18 protein-coding genes and 1 rRNA gene are annotated in these 17,943 nt (G+C 62.8%); 11 read left to right on the top strand and 8 right to left on the bottom strand.

Annotation, left to right across the window (positions count from 1 at the left end):
• Positions 1 to 115: ribosomal RNA gene (locus ACY65G_RS06105) — 16S ribosomal RNA — on the bottom strand; the annotation flags it as partial.
• Between the two features lie 522 nt (positions 116 to 637).
• Between ACY65G_RS06105 and ACY65G_RS06100 the strand changes: the two genes are divergently transcribed.
• From ACY65G_RS06100 to ACY65G_RS06090, 3 genes are all read left to right on the top strand, one after another.
• Positions 638 to 2,014, top strand: a complete 1,377-nt coding sequence (locus ACY65G_RS06100) for a sensor histidine kinase (RefSeq protein ID WP_464996459.1) — start codon at positions 638 to 640, stop codon at positions 2,012 to 2,014.
• 77 nt (positions 2,015 to 2,091) lie between these two features.
• Positions 2,092 to 2,853, top strand: a complete 762-nt coding sequence (locus ACY65G_RS06095; RefSeq protein ID WP_464996458.1) for a LytR/AlgR family response regulator transcription factor — start codon at positions 2,092 to 2,094, stop codon at positions 2,851 to 2,853.
• Positions 2,854 to 2,953: 100 nt separating this feature from the next.
• Positions 2,954 to 3,760 (top strand): sensor histidine kinase, encoded by an 807-nt coding sequence (locus ACY65G_RS06090; RefSeq protein ID WP_464996457.1) that lies wholly within the window; start codon positions 2,954 to 2,956, stop codon positions 3,758 to 3,760.
• 105 nt (positions 3,761 to 3,865) lie between these two features.
• Here the strand turns inward: ACY65G_RS06090 and ACY65G_RS06085 are convergent, their stop codons facing one another.
• The 3 genes from ACY65G_RS06085 to ACY65G_RS06075 form a co-directional block, all read right to left on the bottom strand.
• On the bottom strand, positions 3,866 to 4,951 hold the full coding sequence (locus tag ACY65G_RS06085) for a porin (protein ID WP_464996456.1): 1,086 nt from the start codon (positions 4,949 to 4,951) through the stop codon (positions 3,866 to 3,868).
• 130 nt (positions 4,952 to 5,081) lie between these two features.
• On the bottom strand, positions 5,082 to 5,729 hold the full coding sequence (locus tag ACY65G_RS06080) for a class I SAM-dependent methyltransferase (RefSeq protein ID WP_464996455.1): 648 nt from the start codon (positions 5,727 to 5,729) through the stop codon (positions 5,082 to 5,084).
• Entirely contained in the window at positions 5,726 to 6,667 is a 942-nt protein-coding gene (locus ACY65G_RS06075; protein WP_464996454.1) for a CysB family HTH-type transcriptional regulator, read from the bottom strand. Before ACY65G_RS06075 ends, ACY65G_RS06080 begins: the two co-directional genes overlap by 4 nt.
• Positions 6,668 to 6,860: 193 nt before the next feature.
• On the opposite strand from ACY65G_RS06075, the gene ACY65G_RS06070 reads away from it, so the two are divergent.
• From ACY65G_RS06070 to ACY65G_RS06035, 8 genes are all read left to right on the top strand, one after another.
• On the top strand, positions 6,861 to 8,552 hold the full coding sequence (locus ACY65G_RS06070) for a nitrite/sulfite reductase (RefSeq protein ID WP_464996453.1): 1,692 nt from the start codon (positions 6,861 to 6,863) through the stop codon (positions 8,550 to 8,552).
• On the top strand, positions 8,545 to 9,099 hold the full coding sequence (locus tag ACY65G_RS06065) for a DUF934 domain-containing protein (protein WP_464996452.1): 555 nt from the start codon (positions 8,545 to 8,547) through the stop codon (positions 9,097 to 9,099). The genes ACY65G_RS06070 and ACY65G_RS06065 overlap by 8 nt, the downstream gene beginning before the upstream one ends.
• 19 nt (positions 9,100 to 9,118) lie before the next feature.
• On the top strand, positions 9,119 to 9,835 hold the full coding sequence (locus tag ACY65G_RS06060) for a phosphoadenylyl-sulfate reductase (RefSeq protein ID WP_464996451.1): 717 nt from the start codon (positions 9,119 to 9,121) through the stop codon (positions 9,833 to 9,835).
• 30 nt (positions 9,836 to 9,865) lie between these two features.
• Complete coding sequence (gene cysD / locus ACY65G_RS06055) at positions 9,866 to 10,807, top strand: sulfate adenylyltransferase subunit CysD (RefSeq protein ID WP_464996450.1); 942 nt, start codon at positions 9,866 to 9,868, stop codon at positions 10,805 to 10,807.
• The gene (locus ACY65G_RS06050; RefSeq protein WP_464996449.1) at positions 10,807 to 12,138 is read left to right on the top strand and encodes a sulfate adenylyltransferase subunit 1; all 1,332 of its coding nucleotides are present in this window, start codon (positions 10,807 to 10,809) and stop codon (positions 12,136 to 12,138) included. The genes cysD and ACY65G_RS06050 overlap by 1 nt, the downstream gene beginning before the upstream one ends.
• 70 nt (positions 12,139 to 12,208) lie before the next feature.
• Entirely contained in the window at positions 12,209 to 12,928 is a 720-nt protein-coding gene (cobA, locus tag ACY65G_RS06045) for a uroporphyrinogen-III C-methyltransferase (protein WP_464996448.1), read from the top strand.
• Positions 12,929 to 13,029: 101 nt separating this feature from the next.
• Complete coding sequence (locus tag ACY65G_RS06040; protein ID WP_464996447.1) at positions 13,030 to 13,521, top strand: DUF6328 family protein; 492 nt, start codon at positions 13,030 to 13,032, stop codon at positions 13,519 to 13,521.
• 95 nt (positions 13,522 to 13,616) lie between these two features.
• Complete coding sequence (locus tag ACY65G_RS06035) at positions 13,617 to 14,363, top strand: hypothetical protein (protein ID WP_464996446.1); 747 nt, start codon at positions 13,617 to 13,619, stop codon at positions 14,361 to 14,363.
• A gap of 109 nt (positions 14,364 to 14,472) precedes the next feature.
• Here the strand turns inward: ACY65G_RS06035 and ACY65G_RS06030 are convergent, their stop codons facing one another.
• Genes ACY65G_RS06030 through lptF form a run of 4 tightly spaced genes read right to left on the bottom strand, consistent with a single transcriptional unit; the run spans position 14,473 to position 17,879 of the window.
• The gene (locus ACY65G_RS06030) at positions 14,473 to 15,228 is read right to left on the bottom strand and encodes a carbon-nitrogen hydrolase family protein (protein ID WP_464996445.1); all 756 of its coding nucleotides are present in this window, start codon (positions 15,226 to 15,228) and stop codon (positions 14,473 to 14,475) included.
• Complete coding sequence (locus ACY65G_RS06025; RefSeq protein WP_464996444.1) at positions 15,218 to 15,598, bottom strand: sirohydrochlorin chelatase; 381 nt, start codon at positions 15,596 to 15,598, stop codon at positions 15,218 to 15,220. Before ACY65G_RS06025 ends, ACY65G_RS06030 begins: the two co-directional genes overlap by 11 nt.
• A gap of 2 nt (positions 15,599 to 15,600) precedes the next feature.
• Positions 15,601 to 16,764, bottom strand: a complete 1,164-nt coding sequence (lptG, locus tag ACY65G_RS06020; protein WP_464996443.1) for an LPS export ABC transporter permease LptG — start codon at positions 16,762 to 16,764, stop codon at positions 15,601 to 15,603.
• The gene (gene lptF / locus ACY65G_RS06015) at positions 16,761 to 17,879 is read right to left on the bottom strand and encodes an LPS export ABC transporter permease LptF (protein ID WP_464996442.1); all 1,119 of its coding nucleotides are present in this window, start codon (positions 17,877 to 17,879) and stop codon (positions 16,761 to 16,763) included. Before lptF ends, lptG begins: the two co-directional genes overlap by 4 nt.
• Positions 17,880 to 17,943 lie beyond the last annotated feature (64 nt).

Here is a 17,943-nt window from a genome sequence, read left to right as displayed (position 1 = left end):
ATTACTCACCCGTTCGCCACTCGTCAGCGGAGCAAGCTCCCTGTTACCGTTCGACTTGCATGTGTAAAGCATGCCGCCAGCGTTCAATCTGAGCCAGGATCAAACTCTTCAGTTTAATCTCTGTTTTATGTCGTTTCCGACATGGTCACTCACTCAAATAACTGACGAATCATCCGAAGATGATTACGTTATTACTTGTGTAAGCGTTTGCTGCTATATTTTGAGCATTCCGGACCGAAATCCGGAGGCACATCGCATCAAACGCCCACACTTATCGACTGTTGATTGTTAAAGAATTCTGCCCTTGAAGGCCTTGCCGCTTTGTTGACAAATCGTTGTGTTTGTCAGCAGCAGAGAAGCGAGATTATCGGGTATTTCGTGCGATTCATCAAGCTTCTTTTTTGCCTCGCTTCAACTTGCTTGCTTCACTTTCGTGTCAGCGCGTTGCTGCGAGGGACAGAACTATAGCAATCCCGCTGCTGCCGCGCAAGTACTTTCTTGCACCTCCGACCATCCAGCCCTTTTTCATTCCAGGCCCGCGATTGCGCAGCCTGTCGCACGCCTCTCGCCCTGGTGGACAGTTTTGCGTAACGTTATCTACACTTGCTCCCATATATATAGAGAACGAAGGCCGTCGATGTTCCCCACGCCAAAAACACAAGAAACCGTGAAGACCGTACTGGCCTCGCTGCACAAAGGCTTCGACCAGACCGCGACCTGGGTCACGCAATTATCCTGGTGGAAGTTTTTCCTGTTTGCCGCGCTGGCACTGATCGCCGCCTCGATCCTTCAGGATGAACTGTTTTCGCCGAATATGGATGAAGACGTAGCCATCCGTTCACACAAGCGCCCCAGTGACGGCAGCGCTACCAGCATCGTCATCGATGACAGCGGCATTCACTTCAATCCACGCGGCGGCAAGTTGCGCAATCCGGCGCCTGCCGAGCCAGTGGGGCCTCCCGATGCCAGCGAATTGCCGGATGCGCCCGCACCACCCGATGCGCCGGATGCGCCAGATGTACCGGATGCCCCTCCCGTGGCGCCAGCGGCTCCGGCAGCGCCTGCGGCACCCGCCGCACCGGCTGCGCCCATGGGCAAAACCAGGACCGCGCCCGTCGTCACCAATCTTCCCGGCGAGGAGGTCCACATCGAGTTGCCGCCACAGATCGGCGAGGAACTGTCCAATGCGCTCGAAGAAGCCGTCGACAACGCGGCCGAGGAAAAAGTATCGCGCTATCACGAACAGGCATCGACGTGGTTCCAGAGCTTTGTCTTCCTGCTGGTACTCACCTTGTTCGGCATGAAAGCGCTGATGGGTGGGAAAAGGCGTGCCGAAGCGGAAACCCAGAGCGCCAATGCGGCCGCCGAGCGCGCTGCCATGCAGCGCCAGCTCTCCGAGGCCAAGATGCAGATGATGCAGGCGCAGGTCGAGCCGCACTTCCTGTTCAACACGCTGGCCTCTGTCGAACACCTGATCGAGACCGATCCGCCGCGCGCCTCGGCCATGCAACGCAGCCTGATCAAATATCTGCGTGCGGTACTGCCCCAGATGCGCGACAACACGCTGATTACCAATCTCGGCCGCGAGGCGGACATGGTGCTGGCTTACCTGGCGTTGTTGAAGATGCGCATGGAAGAACGCCTGACGATCGACTTCGACATTCCCGACGGCTTGCGCAGTGCGGCGTTCCCGCCAATGATGCTGCAATCGATGGTGGAAAACGCCATCAAGCATGGTCTCGAAGGCAAGGCGGAGGGCGGCACGCTGAAGGTGCGGGCCGACGTGGCGCACAGCAAGCTGCGCGTGATCGTCGCCGACGACGGGCTCGGTTTCGGCGCCAAGCCCAGCGACGGCACGGGCCTGGGCTTGATGACGATTCGCGAGCGGCTCAAACTGTTGCACGGCGATGCGGGCCAGCTGCGCATCGAGCCGAACCGGCCGAGCGGCGTGATCGCGACAATCGAAGTGCCCTACCAGTTGTCGGATGTGGCCCGCAAAGGTGCGGCTCAATAAAGCTGGATCAATGAAGGCATTGCATGGGGCACCGATTCATTGAATAATTGACACCCCTGCCCTCACTCCTGCGAATCATGCCTACCGCGATTTTAGCCGACGATGAACGTTTGATGCGCGACCAGCTGCGCATGCGCCTTGGCCAGGTGTGGCCGGATCTGGAGATCGTGGGCGAGGCGAAGAACGGCGACGAAGCAATCGAACTCGTCGACGAACTGAAGCCTGACTTCACCTTCCTCGACATCCGGATGCCTGGCAAGACAGGCATGGAAGCAGCCGCCGCCATCGGCAACAAGAGCCATGTCGTATTCGTGACCGCCTACGATGCCTACGCGGTGGAAGCGTTCGAGCGCGGCGCCGTCGATTACGTGCTCAAGCCGCCCGAGCCGGAGCGGCTGAAAATCACGGCCGACCGCCTGAGAGACCGGCTGAACAAGCCGGCTGGGGACGTCAACGCCAGCGTGACAGCGATGCTGTCGCAGCTTGCCGAAAAAATCACCGCGCCAAAACCCAAGTTCCTGCAGTGGATACAAGCCAGTATCGGCCAGGATTTGCGCATGATTCCCGTCGAGGAAATCCTGTTTTTCCGTTCCGACGAAAAATACACCTGCGTGCAGACCGACAAGTTCGAAGCCCTGATCCGCAAACCCGTGCGCGACCTGGCCGATGAACTGGACCCTGCGCTGTTCTGGCAAATCCACCGCGCCACCCTGGTGAATGTGAACGCGATCGAAGGCGTGACGCGCGATATCCGCGGCCGCCACCTGGTAATGATCAAGGGACGGCCCGAGAAGCTGGAAGTAAGCCGCAGCTTCCTGCACCTGTTCAAGCAAATGTAATTTCATCTGCGCAACTGCGCTACATCAATCGTCCCGAACCCGGCTGTATTAGGGTTTTCAAGCGGCTGCCCGCTTTCAGCCGAAGGGAGATCAGATGTCCATGTCACGACCATTGCTGATGGCGGCGCTGCTTATCGCCGTGCGTCTTGCCTGGCGGCTCGATGCGAGGCCTGCCACGTTCGCCGCGCAGCGCGAGGCCGACGCACGCGCCCGGATGGCCGACGCACGCGCCCGGATGGCCGGGCGCCGCGCCACCGACTATGCGCTGGAGAATATCCGGGAAGAGGAACGCACCCATATCGCGCGCGAGCTGCACGACGACCTGGGCCAGTTGCTGGCCACGCTGCGCGTGGACATGAGCTTGCTGATGCAGCGACCGGTCAGCGACCAGGCGACGCGTGACCTGCTCGCCGGCATGGACGGGCGGCTGCTGTCGGCGATCACGTCGCTCCGGCGCATCGCCAGCAACCTGCGCCCGCATGCGCTCGATGAAGGTGGCTTGTATTTCGCGCTGCAATCGCTGCGGCACGAATTCGAGGAACGCCAAGGTGTGGCCTGCGAACTCGTCGCCCGTGAAGACGAACTGATGCTGAACGACCGCTACAGCACCGCGATCTTCCGTATCGTGCAGGAGTCGCTCACGAATATCGCGCGGCATGCGCAGGCCGGCCACGTGCGCATCGCCTTGCGTCGGCAGTGCAACACGCTATTCCTGATCATCGAGGACGACGGCCGTGGCATTGCCCAGACGGACATGGAAAAACCGTCGTCATTCGGCCTGCTCGGCATGCACGAACGCGTGTGGGCGATCCGCGGCGATATCTCGATCACCGGCAGCCATCGCGGCACCAGGATTGCGATCCATCTCCCCATGCCGGAGGAAGCCGGTGCACAAGCCTGCCGATGATTTACCCGCGTGCCGGAACGCCCGCGGCTTTCTCCCGGATCGCTCGCCACAAAAAAAACGCCCGGTTCGTACCGGGCGTCTTGCCGTACTCCAAGGATCAGGACGTCAGAAAGTGTGACGGATACCCAGGTTGAAGCCGGTGTCGCCGCTGCCTGCCTCGTTGTTGTTACCCACGGTATAGCCTGCGCCGTTCTTGTTGTCGATCTTCGCGTAAGCAACGTAGGCGCTGGTGCGCTTCGACAGGTCGTGCGAGTAGCCAACGGCCCACTGGCGCGCATCCTGGTTGTTGGCGGTCTTGTCGTTCTTGTTCATCCACGAAGCCATGATCCGGCCGGAACCGACCGGCACCTGCACGCCCAGCAGCGCATCGTCCGCTTCGAGCGAAGCGCGCGGCGCCACGGCGTAGCCGAAGGCATTGGCGACCGGGATCGGCGAGCTGTTCAGGCCCTTGTCGCGCTCGAAGGCGGCGAATACCTTGACGACCTTGAAGTCATAGTTCACGGCCAGCAGCGTGTTCTTGCCGTTTTCACGGTCGGCGGCCGGCGTGGTACCCGAGGCGGCCACGTCGTTATTGCGGTTGTTGTACACCAGGCTGGCGTTCAGCGGACCTTGCGAGTAGTTGAAGCCGATCGAGAACAGACGGCCTGCTTCGCTGTCGCCGGACTGCTCGCCCAGCGCGTACATGCCTTCGATCGAGAAGCCGGACCATTTCGGCGTCGTGTACACGATTGCGTTCGACACGCGGGTGTTCACGCCACCGGCCGGGAACAGGTTCTTGGCGCTGCCGGCATAGCCTGCGCCGAACGGATCGGCGACTTTCGACAGTGCGTTATACAGCGGGTTGTACTGACGGCCCAGCGTCAGCGTACCCAGCGTCTTGCTGGACAGGCCCACGAAGGCCTGGCGATTGAACAGCGTGCCCGAGCTGTCGACCGTGCCATCGTCCAGCTTGTAGCCCGATTCCAGCGTGAAGATCGCCGACAGACCGTTGCCCAGGTCTTCGGTACCGCGGAAGCCAATGCGCGACTGGCTGCCAATACCGCTCGTCACCTTGGTGACATCGCCATTCGCACCACCGGTCTCGCGAACGATACCTGCATCGACGATACCGTAGATGGTCACGTTGGACTGGGCGGATGCGGTGGCGGCGAAGCTGCCGGCGATAAGTGCGGCCAGGGTAAGTTTTTTCACTTTGATGTTCTCTTGTTGAAGTTGGTCGGCTGTGAGACCGCTGTGGATCTGACGCGGCGTATGATGCCTTCCAAATACTTCAACAATATGACATCGCCAACTTGTTACCAAAACGAAACAGGCATTGCCTTTATTTCAGCCGGGCTGTCAGCAGCCAGTAATGCGCCAGCCGGTGGATACGGATGTCCTTCGTGGCCGTCGCCAGTTTCTTGCGCAGGAAGCTGTCGGTCGGGAAGTTCTTGATGACTTCCAGCCGCTCGCCGGATGCCAGGAGGCGGAACTGGTAAGTGTTTCCTTCCAGATCGGTGCGTGCGATGACCGTGCTGCTACCATCGACATAGACGCTATCGAGCAGCACCAGCAGCACGTCCTTGCCCAGCTTTGCACGCAGCTGCGCGAGGAAACGCTCCTGCTCTTCCCGCTTCACGTGCGACCACCAGAAACCGGCGAACACGGCCGTGTACTGGCCTGGCGACAGCGGCAGGTCCCAGGCATCGGCCTGCGCGAATGTCACGTTGTCCGCCTGCTGGCGCGAGCGCGCCAGGGCCAGCACTTCCTCGTTGACGTCCGTCGCATGCACCGAGGCAGCGGCCGGCGCGATCACGCGTGTCCAGTAGCCGGTGCCGCAAGCCAGTTCGAGTACCTTGTGCCCGCGCAGCAGCTCGGCTACCTTGCCGCGCATCGCAGCCAGGTCGGCCTGCCGCTCCGGCTTGTCGTAGGCATCTTCGATGGCGGCCGCGTTCAGCGCGTAAAACTGTTTCAGTGTGACTTGATTCATAATTCGTAGTTTTCGTGCTCGCCCCGCATCGCCTGCTCGACGAGTTTGCGGTTCAGCGTGGGGGCCAATAATTCGATGAACGTATAAATATAGGAGCGCAAGTAAGCGCCCTGCTTCACCGCCACCCGCGACACGTTCATGCCGAACAGGTGACCGACCGAGATGGCGCGCAGGCTGCGATCCCGCTCGGCGTCGAAGGCCATGCCGGCAATGATGCCGATCCCCATGCCAAGTTCCACGTAGGTCTTGATGACGTCGGCATCGATCGCTTCGAGCAGCACGTCCGGCTTCAGGCCGCGCAGCGAGAATGCATGGTCGATCTTGCTGCGGCCGGCAAATGCGCCATCGTAGGTGATGACCGGATACGAGGCAATGTCTTCCAGCGTGACGGATTTACCCTTGAGCAACGGATGCTCGGGCGGCACCACGAGCACGTGCTCCCATTGATAGCAAGGCAACGTGATCAGGCCATCCACGCCGGCAATCGATTCGGTGGCGATCGCCAGGTCGGCCTGGTCCCGTTGCACCATCTCGGCGATCTGGCGAGGATTTCCCTGCAATAAAGACAGGCGCACCTTGGGGAACTTCAGCATGAATGCCTGCACCACCTTCGGCAGCGTGTAGCGGGCCTGCGTGTGCGTGGTGGCGATCGTGAAGCTGCCACTGTCCTGTGCCGCATATTCCTTGCCGATCCGCTTCAGGCTGTCGATTTCCTGCATGATCAGCTCGACCGACTGCAGCACCAGGCGGCCGGGTTCGGTCAACCCGCGAATCCGTTTGCCGTGGCGGGTGAAGATATCCACGCCCAACTCTTCTTCGAGCTCGATGATGGCCTTGGAAACGCCGGGCTGCGACGTAAACAGCGCCTTGGCGGCATCGGTCAGGTTGTAGTTCTGGCGGACGGCTTCCCGTACGAAGCGAAGTTGATGAAGATTCATGTAGTTCCCGGCGGTAAGTCCGCTATTTTACGCTGAAGCTTATACCCCCTACGCATATAAGCAAATAAAGACTAAGTAGTTTGGAATAAAGCGTGAGTTTATTACGATAACGCCTATCTTGGGGACAACCTGTCGGGAGAGCCCGTCGGCGAGCCCGCCGGTAAGCTCCATGCTTTGCGATTATAGGAACGCTATGTACCAATACGATCAATACGACCATCTCATCGTGCGAGAACGCATCGCGCAGTACCGCGACCAGGTGCAGCGCCGGCTGTCCGGTGAGCTGGCCGAAGAAGAATTCCTGCCGCTGCGCCTGCAGAACGGCCTGTACATGCAGCGTCATGCGTACATGCTGCGGATCGCCGTGCCCTACGGCCTGCTGTCGTCCGCGCAGATGCGCATGTTTGCCCATATCGCCCGCAAGTACGACCGCGGCTATGGCCACTTCACCACGCGCCAGAACATCCAGTTCAACTGGATCGAGCTGGAACAGACCCCGGATATCCTGGCCGACCTCGCCTCCGTCGAGATGCACGCGATCCAGACGTCGGGCAACTGCATCCGCAACGTGACCTCGGACGAATTCGCCGGCGTGGCCGCCGACGAGATCATCGATCCGCGCCCGTATGCAGAAGTGCTGCGCCAGTGGTCCACGTTCCACCCCGAGTTCATCGCCCTGCCCCGCAAGTTCAAGGTGGCGATCAATGGTGCCGTGGAAGACCGCGCCGCGATCGCGATCCACGACATCGGCCTGACCGTGGTGAAGAACGAAGCCGGCGAGATCGGCTTCAAGGTGATGGTCGGCGGCGGCATGGGCCGCACCCCGATCATCGGCACCACGATCCGCGAGTTCCTGCCGCGCGAACACCTGCTGACGTACACGGAAGCGATCATGCGCGTGTATAACCAGTACGGCCGCCGCGACAACAAGTACAAGGCGCGCATCAAGATCCTGCTGAAGGCGATCGGCGCCGAGGAATTCACGCGCCAGGTCGAAGAGGAATGGACTGACCTGAAAGGCACCGAGGAAACGCTGACGCTCGAAGAAATGGAGCGCGTGATCGCCTACTTCCAGCCGCACCCCTACGAGCAGCTGGAAGCGATCGATCCGCGTGCCGGCCACGAAGACAATAAAGCCTTTGCCAACTGGCTGAACCGCAACGTCAAGCCGCACAAGCAGGCTGGCTATGCCGCCGTGATCCTGTCGCTGAAGAAAACCGGCGTGCCGCCGGGCGACGCCACCGCGGAACAGATGGACTTCATGGCCGACCTGGCCGACCGCTACAGCTTCGGCGAACTGCGCGTGACGCACGAGCAGAACATCGTGCTGGCGGACGTGAAGCAATCGCAGCTGTTCGACCTGTGGAAGGAAATCAAGGCGCATGGCCTGGCCACGCCGAACATCGGCCTGCTGACGGACATCATCTGCTGCCCGGGCGGCGACTTCTGCTCGCTGGCCAACGCGAAATCGATCCCGATCTCGGCCGCCATCGCGGAACGCTTCGACCACCTCGATTTCCTGCACGACATCGGCGACATCGAACTGAACATCAGCGGCTGCATCAACGCCTGCGGCCACCACCACGTGGGCAATATCGGCGTGCTGGGCGTCGACAAGGATGGCAGCGAATGGTATCAGGTGTCGATCGGCGGTGCGCAGGGCAACGCGACCGCGATCGGCAAGATCATCGGCCCGTCGTTCTCCGCGCACCAGATGCCGGAAGTGATCGACCGCCTGCTGCAGGTTTACCTGCGCGAACGCACGCCGGACGAGAAATTCGTCGACACCGTGCAGCGCCTGGGCATCGCCCCGTTCAAGGAACATGTTTATGCAACGCCCATCAACGAACCGGGCCGCCTGGTAGGAGAAGACGAATATGCCTGATCAAAAAATCATCAAGGGTCAAGAGATCGTCACGGACGACTGGACCGTACTGCGCCTCGAAGAAGGCCAGGAGCCGGCCACCGTGGAAGTGGCCGCCGGCAAGGTCATCGTGCCTTTGACGGTGTGGCAGGCGCAGAAGGAAACGCTGGCCGCCCGCCCTGACATCGGCGTGTGGCTGCAGTCCGACGAACGCCCCGAGGAACTGAAGGGCGAGCTGGACAAGTTCAGCGTGATCGCCGTGAACTTCCCGAAGTTCACCGATGGCCGCGGCTACTCGATCGCCTACAACCTGCGCATGCGCCTCGGCTATACCGGCGAGCTGCGCGCGATCGGCGACGTGCTGCGCGACCAGCTGTTCCAGATGAAGCGCACCGGCTTCGATGCGTATGCGCCGCGCCCGGACCGCAGCATCGAGGATGCGCTGAAAGGCCTGACCGTGTTTTCCGAAACCTACCAGGCCTCGGTGGACGACAAGTTGCCGCTGTTCCGCCGCCATCCCCGCACGGCCGGCGCACGCGAGCACAACGACGTCGGCGCGGGCATCTGAGCCGGTCAAAGGAAACCACATGAGCAAGCTCGATTCTCTCGTCGCGTCCACCAGGCAGACCCTGGAACTGATCGCACGCGAGTACACGCCAGCCGTGTTCGCATCCAGCCTCGCCGCCGAGGACATGGTGCTGACGGACCTGATTTTGAAAGCGAAGCTGCCGATCGGCATCTTCTCGCTGGAAACGGGCCGCCTGCACAAGGAAACGCTGGCAATGCTGGACCGCGTGAAGGACCACTACGGCTACGACATCGCGCTGTACCGCCCGCAGCCGGAAGCGGTGGAACAGTACGTGGCGCAGAACGGCCTGAATGCTTTCTATGACAGCGTGGACATGCGCAAGGAATGCTGCCGCATCCGCAAGGTCGAGCCGCTCGGCCGGGCGCTGGCCGGCAACAAGGCCTGGATCACGGGCCAGCGCCGCGCGCAGTCGAACACCCGGGGCTCGCTGCAGGTGCACGAGGACGATCCCGGCCACCTGATGGACAAGTTCAATCCGCTGGCCGACTGGTCCGAGGAAGACGTGTGGGAATACCTGCGCGCCAACGACGTGCCGACCAATGCGCTGCACGACCAGGGTTTCCCGTCGATCGGCTGCGAACCGTGCACCCGCGCGGTCCAGCCGGGCGAGGATGTCCGTGCGGGCCGCTGGTGGTGGGAAAACCCCGAATCGAAGGAATGCGGGCTGCACGTCGTCGACGGCAAGCTCATTCGAATCAAATCCGTGGCGGCATAAACATACGCTGGCCACAACAAGAGAAAACAAATGAACGCACTGGCAGAAAATCAGATCACCGGGCTGGAGGACGTGAACTCGCGTCACCTGGACGCCCTCGAATCGGAAGCGATCCACATCCTGCGCGAAGTGGCCGCGGAATGCGCCAATCCCGCGCTGCTGTTCTCCGGCGGCAAAGATTCGGTTGTCCTGCTGCGCCTGGCCGAAAAGGCTTTCCGCCCGGGTAAATTCCCGTTCCCGCTGGTGCACGTGGATACCGGCCACAACTTCCCGGAAGTAATCGAGTTCCGCGACCGCCGCGTGGCCGAACTGGGCGAACGCCTGATCGTGGGCTCCGTCGAAGAATCGATCCGCAAAGGCACCGTGCGCCTGCGTAACCCGGCAACGGATTCGCGCAATGCCGCGCAAGCCGTCACGCTGCTGGAAACGATCGCCGAACACGGCTTCGACGCCTGCATCGGCGGCGCTCGCCGCGACGAGGAAAAGGCCCGTGCCAAGGAACGCATCTTCTCGTTCCGCGACGAATTCGGCCAGTGGGATCCGAAGGCGCAGCGCCCGGAACTGTGGGACCTGTATAACACCCGCGTGCACCCGGGCGAGAACATGCGCGTGTTCCCGATCTCGAACTGGACGGAGCTGGACGTGTGGCAGTACATCGCCCGCGAAAAGCTGACCCTGCCATCGATCTACTTCGCGCACGAACGCCAGGTCATTCCACGCAACGGCCTGCTGGTGCCGCTGACGGACATCACGCCGCCGCGCGAAGGCGAAACGGTGGAAACGCAGGTGGTGCGCTTCCGCACCGTGGGCGACATCTCGTGCACCTGCCCCGTGTCGTCCGATGCGGCCGATGTCGATGCGATCATCGCCGAGACGGCCGTCACGCAGGTCACTGAACGGGGCGCGACGCGGATGGACGACCAGACCTCCGAAGCCTCGATGGAAAAACGCAAGAAAGCCGGATACTTCTGATGAACGCCATGACCAAAGAACAAATTAGCCAATCGCCGGACGCTGCATCGTCCCTGCTGCGCTTCATCACCGCCGGTTCCGTCGACGATGGCAAGAGCACCCTGATCGGCCGCCTGCTGTTCGACAGCAAGGGCATCTTCGCCGACCAGCTGGCCGCCGTTTCGCGCGCCAAGCACAAGCGCACCGTGGGCGACACGATCGACCTGTCGCTGCTGACGGACGGCCTGGAAGCGGAGCGCGAACAGGGCATCACGATCGACGTGGCCTACCGTTATTTCGCCACGCCGAAGCGCAAGTTCATCATCGCCGACACGCCGGGCCACGAGCAGTACACCCGCAACATGGTGACGGGCGCCTCGACCGCCGATGCCGTCATCATCCTGGTCGACGTATCGAAAGTGAAGCTGCGCGAAGATGGCGGCGTGGATTTGCTGATTCAGACCAAGCGCCACTCGACGATCGCGCACCTGCTGCAGATCGAGCACGTGGTGGTGGCCGTCAACAAGATGGACCTGGTGAACTACGACCAGGAAGTGTACGACCGCATCGTCAAGGCCTACGCCGAATTCGCACAGACGCTGGGCCTGAAGGACATCACGGCGATCCCGCTGTCGGCGCTCACCGGCGACAACGTGGTCGAGAAGAGCGCCAGCATGGCCTGGTACGGAGGCCCGACCCTGATCGAGCTGCTCGAATCGCTGTCCGTGTACGACGAATCGCACGCGTCGCCGTTCCGCTTCCCGGTGCAGCTGGTAGCCCGCCACAATGGCCACGAAGCCAACGACTTCCGCGGCTACATGGGCCGCATCGAAGCCGGCAAGGTGTCCGTCGGCGACAAGCTGGTGGTGCAGCCTTCCGGCCATACCGCCACGGTGAGGGAGATCGTGACGTTCGACGGCGCGCTGGAAACGGCCACCGCCGGCCAGTCGGTGACGATCGTGCTGAACGAATACGTGGATGTGTCGCGCGGCGACGTGCTGGCATCCGCCGACCAGCCGGCCACGCTGCTCAAGCAGGTGAACGCCGACGTGTGCTGGCTGTCCGAAGAGCCACTGGACCTGCGCCGCAAGTACTGGCTCAAGCACGGTACCAAGCAGACCGCCGCGAAGATCACAAAGATCGACTCGATCCTTGACATCAACACGCAGCAGCGTCACGATGCCGAGGCGCTGAAGCTGAACGACGTGGCCCGTATCGGCCTGACCGTGCAGCAGCCGCTGGCCGCCGATGCCTATGCCGACATCCGCGCGACGGGCGCCTTCATCCTGATCGATGAAGTCACGCACCAGACCGTGGCGGCGGGCATGATCCGGCTTCAGGATCAGCCTTGATTCGCGCGCCACGGCGAGCAAGCAGCCTATAAAAGATCCTCACCTTCACCAGCCAGCACGGGAGTCCGGTTTGCCAGCAGTCGGAAAAGTTTATTTGGTGGGCGCCGGTCCCGGCGCCGCGGACCTGATCACGGTGCGCGGTGCCCGGCTGCTGGCCGAAGCCGAAGTGGTGCTGTACGACGCGCTGGTTACCCCGGAAATGCTGGCGCTGTGCCCGCAGGCCGACCTGGTGTCGGTCGGCAAGCGCGCCGGCCAGCGTTCGGCGGCACAGGAATTCATCAACCAGCAACTGATCGAGAGCGCACGCAAGTATGCACGCGTGGTGCGCCTGAAGGGTGGCGACCCGATGCTGTTCGGCCGCGCCGACGAGGAATTGACGGCGCTGGAAGCGGAAGGCATCGAGGTCGAAGTGGTGCCCGGCATTACCACGGCCGTCGCCGCAGCGGCGGCGGCCAAGCAACCATTGACGAAACGGGGCGTGGCCCGCAGCGTGGCCTTCTTCACGTCGAGCACGGCGCCGGACCAGGACGACCTGTCCGGCATTCCGTCCACCGACACGCTGGTGCAGTACATGGGCGGCCGCGAAGCCATCGCCACCGCCCAGCGCCTGCTGCAGCAGGGCCGCCGGCCCGATACGCCGGTGCTGGTGCTGGAAAACGTGAGCCGCCCCGACCAGCGCATCGAGCGCATTACGCTGGACAAGCTGGCGCACGGCCTCGGCTCGCCGCACGGCCCCGTGCTGGTCATGGTGGGCGAGGCCATGGAAGCCCGGCCGCTGCAGTCACGCTGATACCGCTACCGCACTGCGCGATCGCGCTGCTTTCACATTACGGCTGGGTAGCGGGCGCCCTGCCCGCGGGGTTCTCCTTATAATGGGAAAAAGCCCATGATATGAAAGTCGACCCCAAACAACCCAACAAGGGCGATGTCCCCGACGACGCCGACCTGCCCGAAGACGGCGACTTTTCCGATATGCTGAGCGAGATGCGCATCGTGTTGCCCGGTGCGCAAACGCTGGCCGCCTTCCTGATCATCCTGCCGTTCAACGGCGGGTTCCGGAATATCGTTCAGTCGGAAAAATACGTGTTCCTCGCCACGCTGTTCTTTGCGCTCTCGAGCCTGATCCTGCTGTCGGGCCCTGCCGTGCAACATCGCGTGATGCGGCCGTTGATGAACCGCGAACGCTTCAAGCGGTATGCGACGCGGCAGATCGTGGCCGGCTCGGTCGCCCTCGGCATCGCCCTCGTTCTGGGCACCAATCTCGTGGTCTCCGAAGTATTCGGCCACCGGATCGGCCTGGGCGTGGCCGCCGCGATCGGCATCATCGTCAGCTCGGTCTGGTGGCTGCTGCCGCTCTGGCTCAAGAGCAAGAAGCGCGTCTAGCGCAAGTTCGGCTTGCAAGCGGCTTGCATGCCGCTTGTACTGGGCTGCGCACCGCACTGCTAGAATACCGCCTTTTGCACAGATCGGGAGGCAGCATGGGACAGGCACACGACGTACTGGAGCGGGCGCGCGCAGCGCGGCTGGAGGGCCGGTACGAGGACGCGCTGCGCGACCACCTGTGGTTCCACGAGAATGCGCTGGCCGTCGAGCCGGGCCTGGCCGGCGTGCGCCTGTCCTTCGCGCTGCGCGACTGGATCTACCTTGCCGAGCAGTTTCCGCTGGCGCGCCGCGCGCTACAGGGCCTGCGCGACCGCGATACGGCCCGCATGCTGACCGGCGGCGAATCGCGCGACCTGTTCCGCGACATCGTCGCCATCAACAGCGCACTGGGCGAAGAGCGGGCCACGCAGGACCTGTTCGTGCGCCTCGATATCCAGTCGCCCGAACTGGCGGCGCAGTGTGCCGATTTCGCGCTGCCGGCCCTCGTGGCCGCCGAGGATTTCATGCTGGCGCGGCGTTACCTGGGCGACCCGGCCGCGCGCGTGCAGGCGCTGGCCGCCAACCTGAACGCATACACGGAAGAACTGGTGAAGACAGGCGGCACGTCGTCCGCCCCCGCCCTGCTGTCGTTCGTGCTGAACTACGCGAAGGAAGTGCGCCTCGTGGTCGAAGTGCTGCGGCGCCAGGATGAAGACATGCTCGCCGAACAGGTGTCGCGGGCGGCGCTGGACGAGTTGAAATCCGATGCGCTGCGCGATGCGGTCGAGCGCGAATTCGAAACGCCGGGTGCGACGATCAAGGCCATGGTGGCGCATGCCCGGGCCAATGTGACCGAGCATTGATGAAGCGGGTGCGGCACGCCCGAAGGAGCTGATCAGCTGATCGAGCCAGTCGCGCTCGGCCACCTCGCTGCCATGCACCGGGCGTCGCCGCCGGCCCACGGCAATCATGTCAACGGGCCAGGTCGATGGCCCTTGCATGCCACTCGCCGCGATGGCGCCGCGCCAGCAGCAGGCATTCGCCGGCGCCGGCCGCGGCGATCACGATATTCCCGTTCTCATCCCACAAGGCGCTGCGCCCGGCGCATTGCCAGCCGCCGGTCGGGCCGCCATGGTTCGCCATCGCCACCGGCATCCGGTGTTCCCTGGCATGACCGCGCAGCAGGCCGGCATCGTGTTCATACCCGTTTTCCGATACCAGCACACTGGCCGCATACAGATGCGCGCCGCCACGCGCCGCCGCGGCCGGGTGTCCCGCATGCGCGATCTCGGCGCAGACGGCCAGCGCCACGTGTGCGCCATCCAGTTGCAAGCCCGTGCCGCCATCGCCTGCCTCAAAGGCCGCGTCCTCGCCCGGATGCAGGTGCTGCTTCGTGTACACCTTCACGGTGCCATCCGGCAGGAAGGACAGCGCGGCAATGCGCGGCAGGCCGGCCGTCGTCAACGGTGCCCCGGTAACGAGCACGATGCCATGCCGCACGGCTGCTTCGCGCAGCGGCGCCAATTGCGCATCGCCGGCAGCCAGTGCAAGCGTTGCGGCCAACGCCGGCTCGTAGCCCGTCAACGACAGTTCGGGGAACAGCACGAGGCGCGCGCCATCGTCCGCCGCGGCTTGCGCGAGCGCGACGTGGCGCGCGACGTTTGCGTCAATGTCGCCCTTGGCGACGACCGTCTGGGCAATCGCAAAAGGGCCGATATCAACGGTCATCGGCCAGCGCGCCGACACAGTAGTCGGCAATCGCCTGCAACACGGCGGGATTCTCGCCAGCTGCCTCGGCGACGCTTACCGCCAGTTGCGGATGCTCGGTGCGCAACTGCTCGATCATCACCGGCAGGTCACGCAGCACGTGGCCTCCCTGCCCCAGGAATACCGGCACCACGGTCAGGTCGGTGATGCCTTGCGCCACCAGTTCAGTGGCCCGTTCGGGCAAGCGCGGCGACATCAGCTCCAGGAAGGCCAGCGACACATCGGCATCGGGCTGGCGCGCGGCCACCAGGTCGCGCAGCCGCTCGAATGGCGCAGCCCAGCTGGCGGCTCGGGCGCCGTGGGCAAACAGGATCAATGCGCGTTTTGTCATATCTAGTGTCGTTCCACCCAGTAAAGTGCCCCCACAGCGAGGGCCAGGAAGATCAGGCTCGGCATCACCGCGACCACGTACGCCGGCAGCGTGGACAACGCGCCCACATGCGAGAACAGCGTGTTCACGAGCAGGAAGCTCACACCGATCATGATGCCCATGAAGATCTTCAGGCTCACGCCACCGCTGCGCGTGTGCAGGTAGCCGAACGGCAGCGCCAGCGCCATCAGCACGAAGATCGCCAGCGGATCGATCAGTTTTTTCCAGAACGCGATCTTGAAGCGCTCCGTCTGCTGGCGGTTTTCCTGCAGGTGCCGGGTGTACACGGCCAGTTCATTGGCAGACATACGCTCCGGATCGGAAGCGGCCACGGAAAGGATCTTCGGCGTGATCTCGGAAACGAGATCCTTGCTCGCATGCTTTCTGGTTTCGATCGCGCTGGTCTCCTGCGCGAAATTGTTTTGCGACGTGGCTTCGCCCTTCAGCAATGCGGGATTCGTGAAGTGGTTTTCCGTCACGTCCTGCAGGCGCCACACGTTGTTGCCCTGGTAGGTGCCGCTTTTCGCCACCGTCAGCGTGCGCAGCCGATAACTGTTGTCGAATTCATAGAGCTTCACGTCCACCAGGCTGCTGTCCGGGCGGACCTGGCGCACGTTGAAGAAGCGCGACCCCTGCACGGTGCCGGTCAGGCCTTCGCTCTTGACGATGTCCTTCGTCCACAGGCCGGAACGAAATTCCGACGACACCGTGGTGCCGCGGCCCGTCAGGTGCAGGCGCTCGGCCATCAGCGCCGTGCGCGGGGCAATCAGCTCGCCGAAGATGAAGGTGATGACGACGAAGAGGATGCCGGTCTTGAACAGCATCCAGCCCGCCATGCGCGTCGACATGCCGGCGGCGCGCATGATCGTGAACTCGGACGACGATGCGAACTGCGCCATCGTGTAGATCGTGCCGATCAGGGCGGCGACCGGCATCACTTCGTACACGTGCTGCGGGATCATCACCATCACATACAGCAGCGCATCCTTCAGTGAGTAGCCATTGCGGCCCACGGACGACAGTTCGTTGGTCAGGTCCATGAAGGCGGTGAGGCCCAGGAATGCCAGCAGCACCATCACGACGGCCTTCGTGATGGAGACGGCGAAGTAGCGTTGCAGGACACTCATGGCGCCCCCTTGCCGCGCTTGCGTGCCGAGAGCAATGCCCGTGGATGCCAGCGGCTGTTCACGTTCAGGCGCCACAGGAACAGCATCACCACCGTCAGCAGCGCCGCCACGTGCAGTGGCCACCAGCCCATCATGAAGGTGAACCTGCCCTGCTCGACGCCCTTCCTGAACAATTCGGTCAGGTTGTAATACGTGAAGAAGATCAGGATCGCGATGATCAGGTTCGTCGAACTGCCGGCACGGGGATTGACGAAGCCGAGCGGAATCGCGAGCAGCATCAGCACCAGGCAGGTGATCGGCGCGGATATGCGCCACAACAGTTCGGCCCGGGCCTGGTTGGTCGGGATCTTGACCAGCGTCGTCGTCGGCACCGCATTCATCTTCTGGATCGTTTCGAGCTTGGTAGCCTGCTGCGCCACGCGCATCTTGTAGCTGTCGAATTCCATCGTCTGGAAGTCGGCCTGGCCAGGCTCGCCCTGGTAGCGGCGGCCATTCTTCAGCACCAGATAGCGCTGGCCGTTATCGCCCGTCTCGATCACGCCTTCCTTGGCCACGATGACCGAGGTGCCGCGCGCATCGATCTGGTTGACGAAGACGTTCTGCACCGACGACGTTTCGCCGGAGGTGCCTTCGACGAAGAAGATGCGGTTGGTGGAGCCCGATTCCTTGAACTGGCCGGGCGAAACCTTCTGCAGGTCTTCGCGCTTGGCGAAGCGCTCCACGTATTCCGCATACTGCTGCTTGGCCCACGGGCCGGCGTAGAACGCCAGCACCGCGGTGACGACGATGATCGGGGCACCGAATGTGAGCACGGGCCGGATCCACGCCGTGAGGCTCTGGCCGGAAGCGAACCACACCACCATTTCGGAATCGCGGTAGGTACGCGTGACCACCAGCAGCACGGCGATGAAGCTCGTCAGCGCCAGGATCAGTGGCAGGTAGTTCAGCGACGTGAACGCGATCAGCGCGATGACGTCGGACGATGCGACCTTGCCGCCGGCGGCCTGGCCGAGGATCCTGATCAGGGTCCACGTGAGGATGATGGTGAACAGCACCGTGAAGGTAGCCCCGGCGGAGCTGAGCAGCTCACGCCTGAGGGCGCGTTGAAAAATCATTCGAAGCTTATAATTCGATAAGTGAGGTTATGTGACCGGCTCATTCGGCGGCTCGTTCGGGCAG

Source organism: Pseudoduganella sp. jia 12 (assembly GCF_055502675.1).
The sequence above is the reverse complement of the archived record's forward strand: the minus strand, read 5'-3'. Positions and strand labels throughout refer to the sequence as shown.

Excerpts from the sequence above, each read along its gene's own strand:
- lptG (WP_464996443.1), bottom strand. The coding sequence starts at position 16,764 with ATGAGTGTCCTGCAACGCTACTTCGCCGTCTCCATCACGAAGGCCGTC.
- ACY65G_RS06040 (WP_464996447.1), top strand. The coding sequence starts at position 13,030 with ATGAAAGTCGACCCCAAACAACCCAACAAGGGCGATGTCCCCGACGAC.
- ACY65G_RS06100 (WP_464996459.1), top strand. The coding sequence starts at position 638 with ATGTTCCCCACGCCAAAAACACAAGAAACCGTGAAGACCGTACTGGCC.
- ACY65G_RS06035 (WP_464996446.1), top strand. The coding sequence starts at position 13,617 with ATGGGACAGGCACACGACGTACTGGAGCGGGCGCGCGCAGCGCGGCTG.
- ACY65G_RS06080 (WP_464996455.1), bottom strand. The coding sequence starts at position 5,729 with ATGAATCAAGTCACACTGAAACAGTTTTACGCGCTGAACGCGGCCGCC.
- ACY65G_RS06030 (WP_464996445.1), bottom strand. The coding sequence starts at position 15,228 with ATGACCGTTGATATCGGCCCTTTTGCGATTGCCCAGACGGTCGTCGCC.
- lptF (WP_464996442.1), bottom strand. The coding sequence starts at position 17,879 with ATGATTTTTCAACGCGCCCTCAGGCGTGAGCTGCTCAGCTCCGCCGGG.
- ACY65G_RS06075 (WP_464996454.1), bottom strand. The coding sequence starts at position 6,667 with ATGAATCTTCATCAACTTCGCTTCGTACGGGAAGCCGTCCGCCAGAAC.
- ACY65G_RS06090 (WP_464996457.1), top strand. The coding sequence starts at position 2,954 with ATGTCACGACCATTGCTGATGGCGGCGCTGCTTATCGCCGTGCGTCTT.
- ACY65G_RS06060 (WP_464996451.1), top strand. The coding sequence starts at position 9,119 with ATGAGCAAGCTCGATTCTCTCGTCGCGTCCACCAGGCAGACCCTGGAA.
- ACY65G_RS06065 (WP_464996452.1), top strand. The coding sequence starts at position 8,545 with ATGCCTGATCAAAAAATCATCAAGGGTCAAGAGATCGTCACGGACGAC.
- cysD (WP_464996450.1), top strand. The coding sequence starts at position 9,866 with ATGAACGCACTGGCAGAAAATCAGATCACCGGGCTGGAGGACGTGAAC.
- ACY65G_RS06025 (WP_464996444.1), bottom strand. The coding sequence starts at position 15,598 with ATGACAAAACGCGCATTGATCCTGTTTGCCCACGGCGCCCGAGCCGCC.
- ACY65G_RS06070 (WP_464996453.1), top strand. The coding sequence starts at position 6,861 with ATGTACCAATACGATCAATACGACCATCTCATCGTGCGAGAACGCATC.
- ACY65G_RS06095 (WP_464996458.1), top strand. The coding sequence starts at position 2,092 with ATGCCTACCGCGATTTTAGCCGACGATGAACGTTTGATGCGCGACCAG.
- ACY65G_RS06050 (WP_464996449.1), top strand. The coding sequence starts at position 10,807 with ATGAACGCCATGACCAAAGAACAAATTAGCCAATCGCCGGACGCTGCA.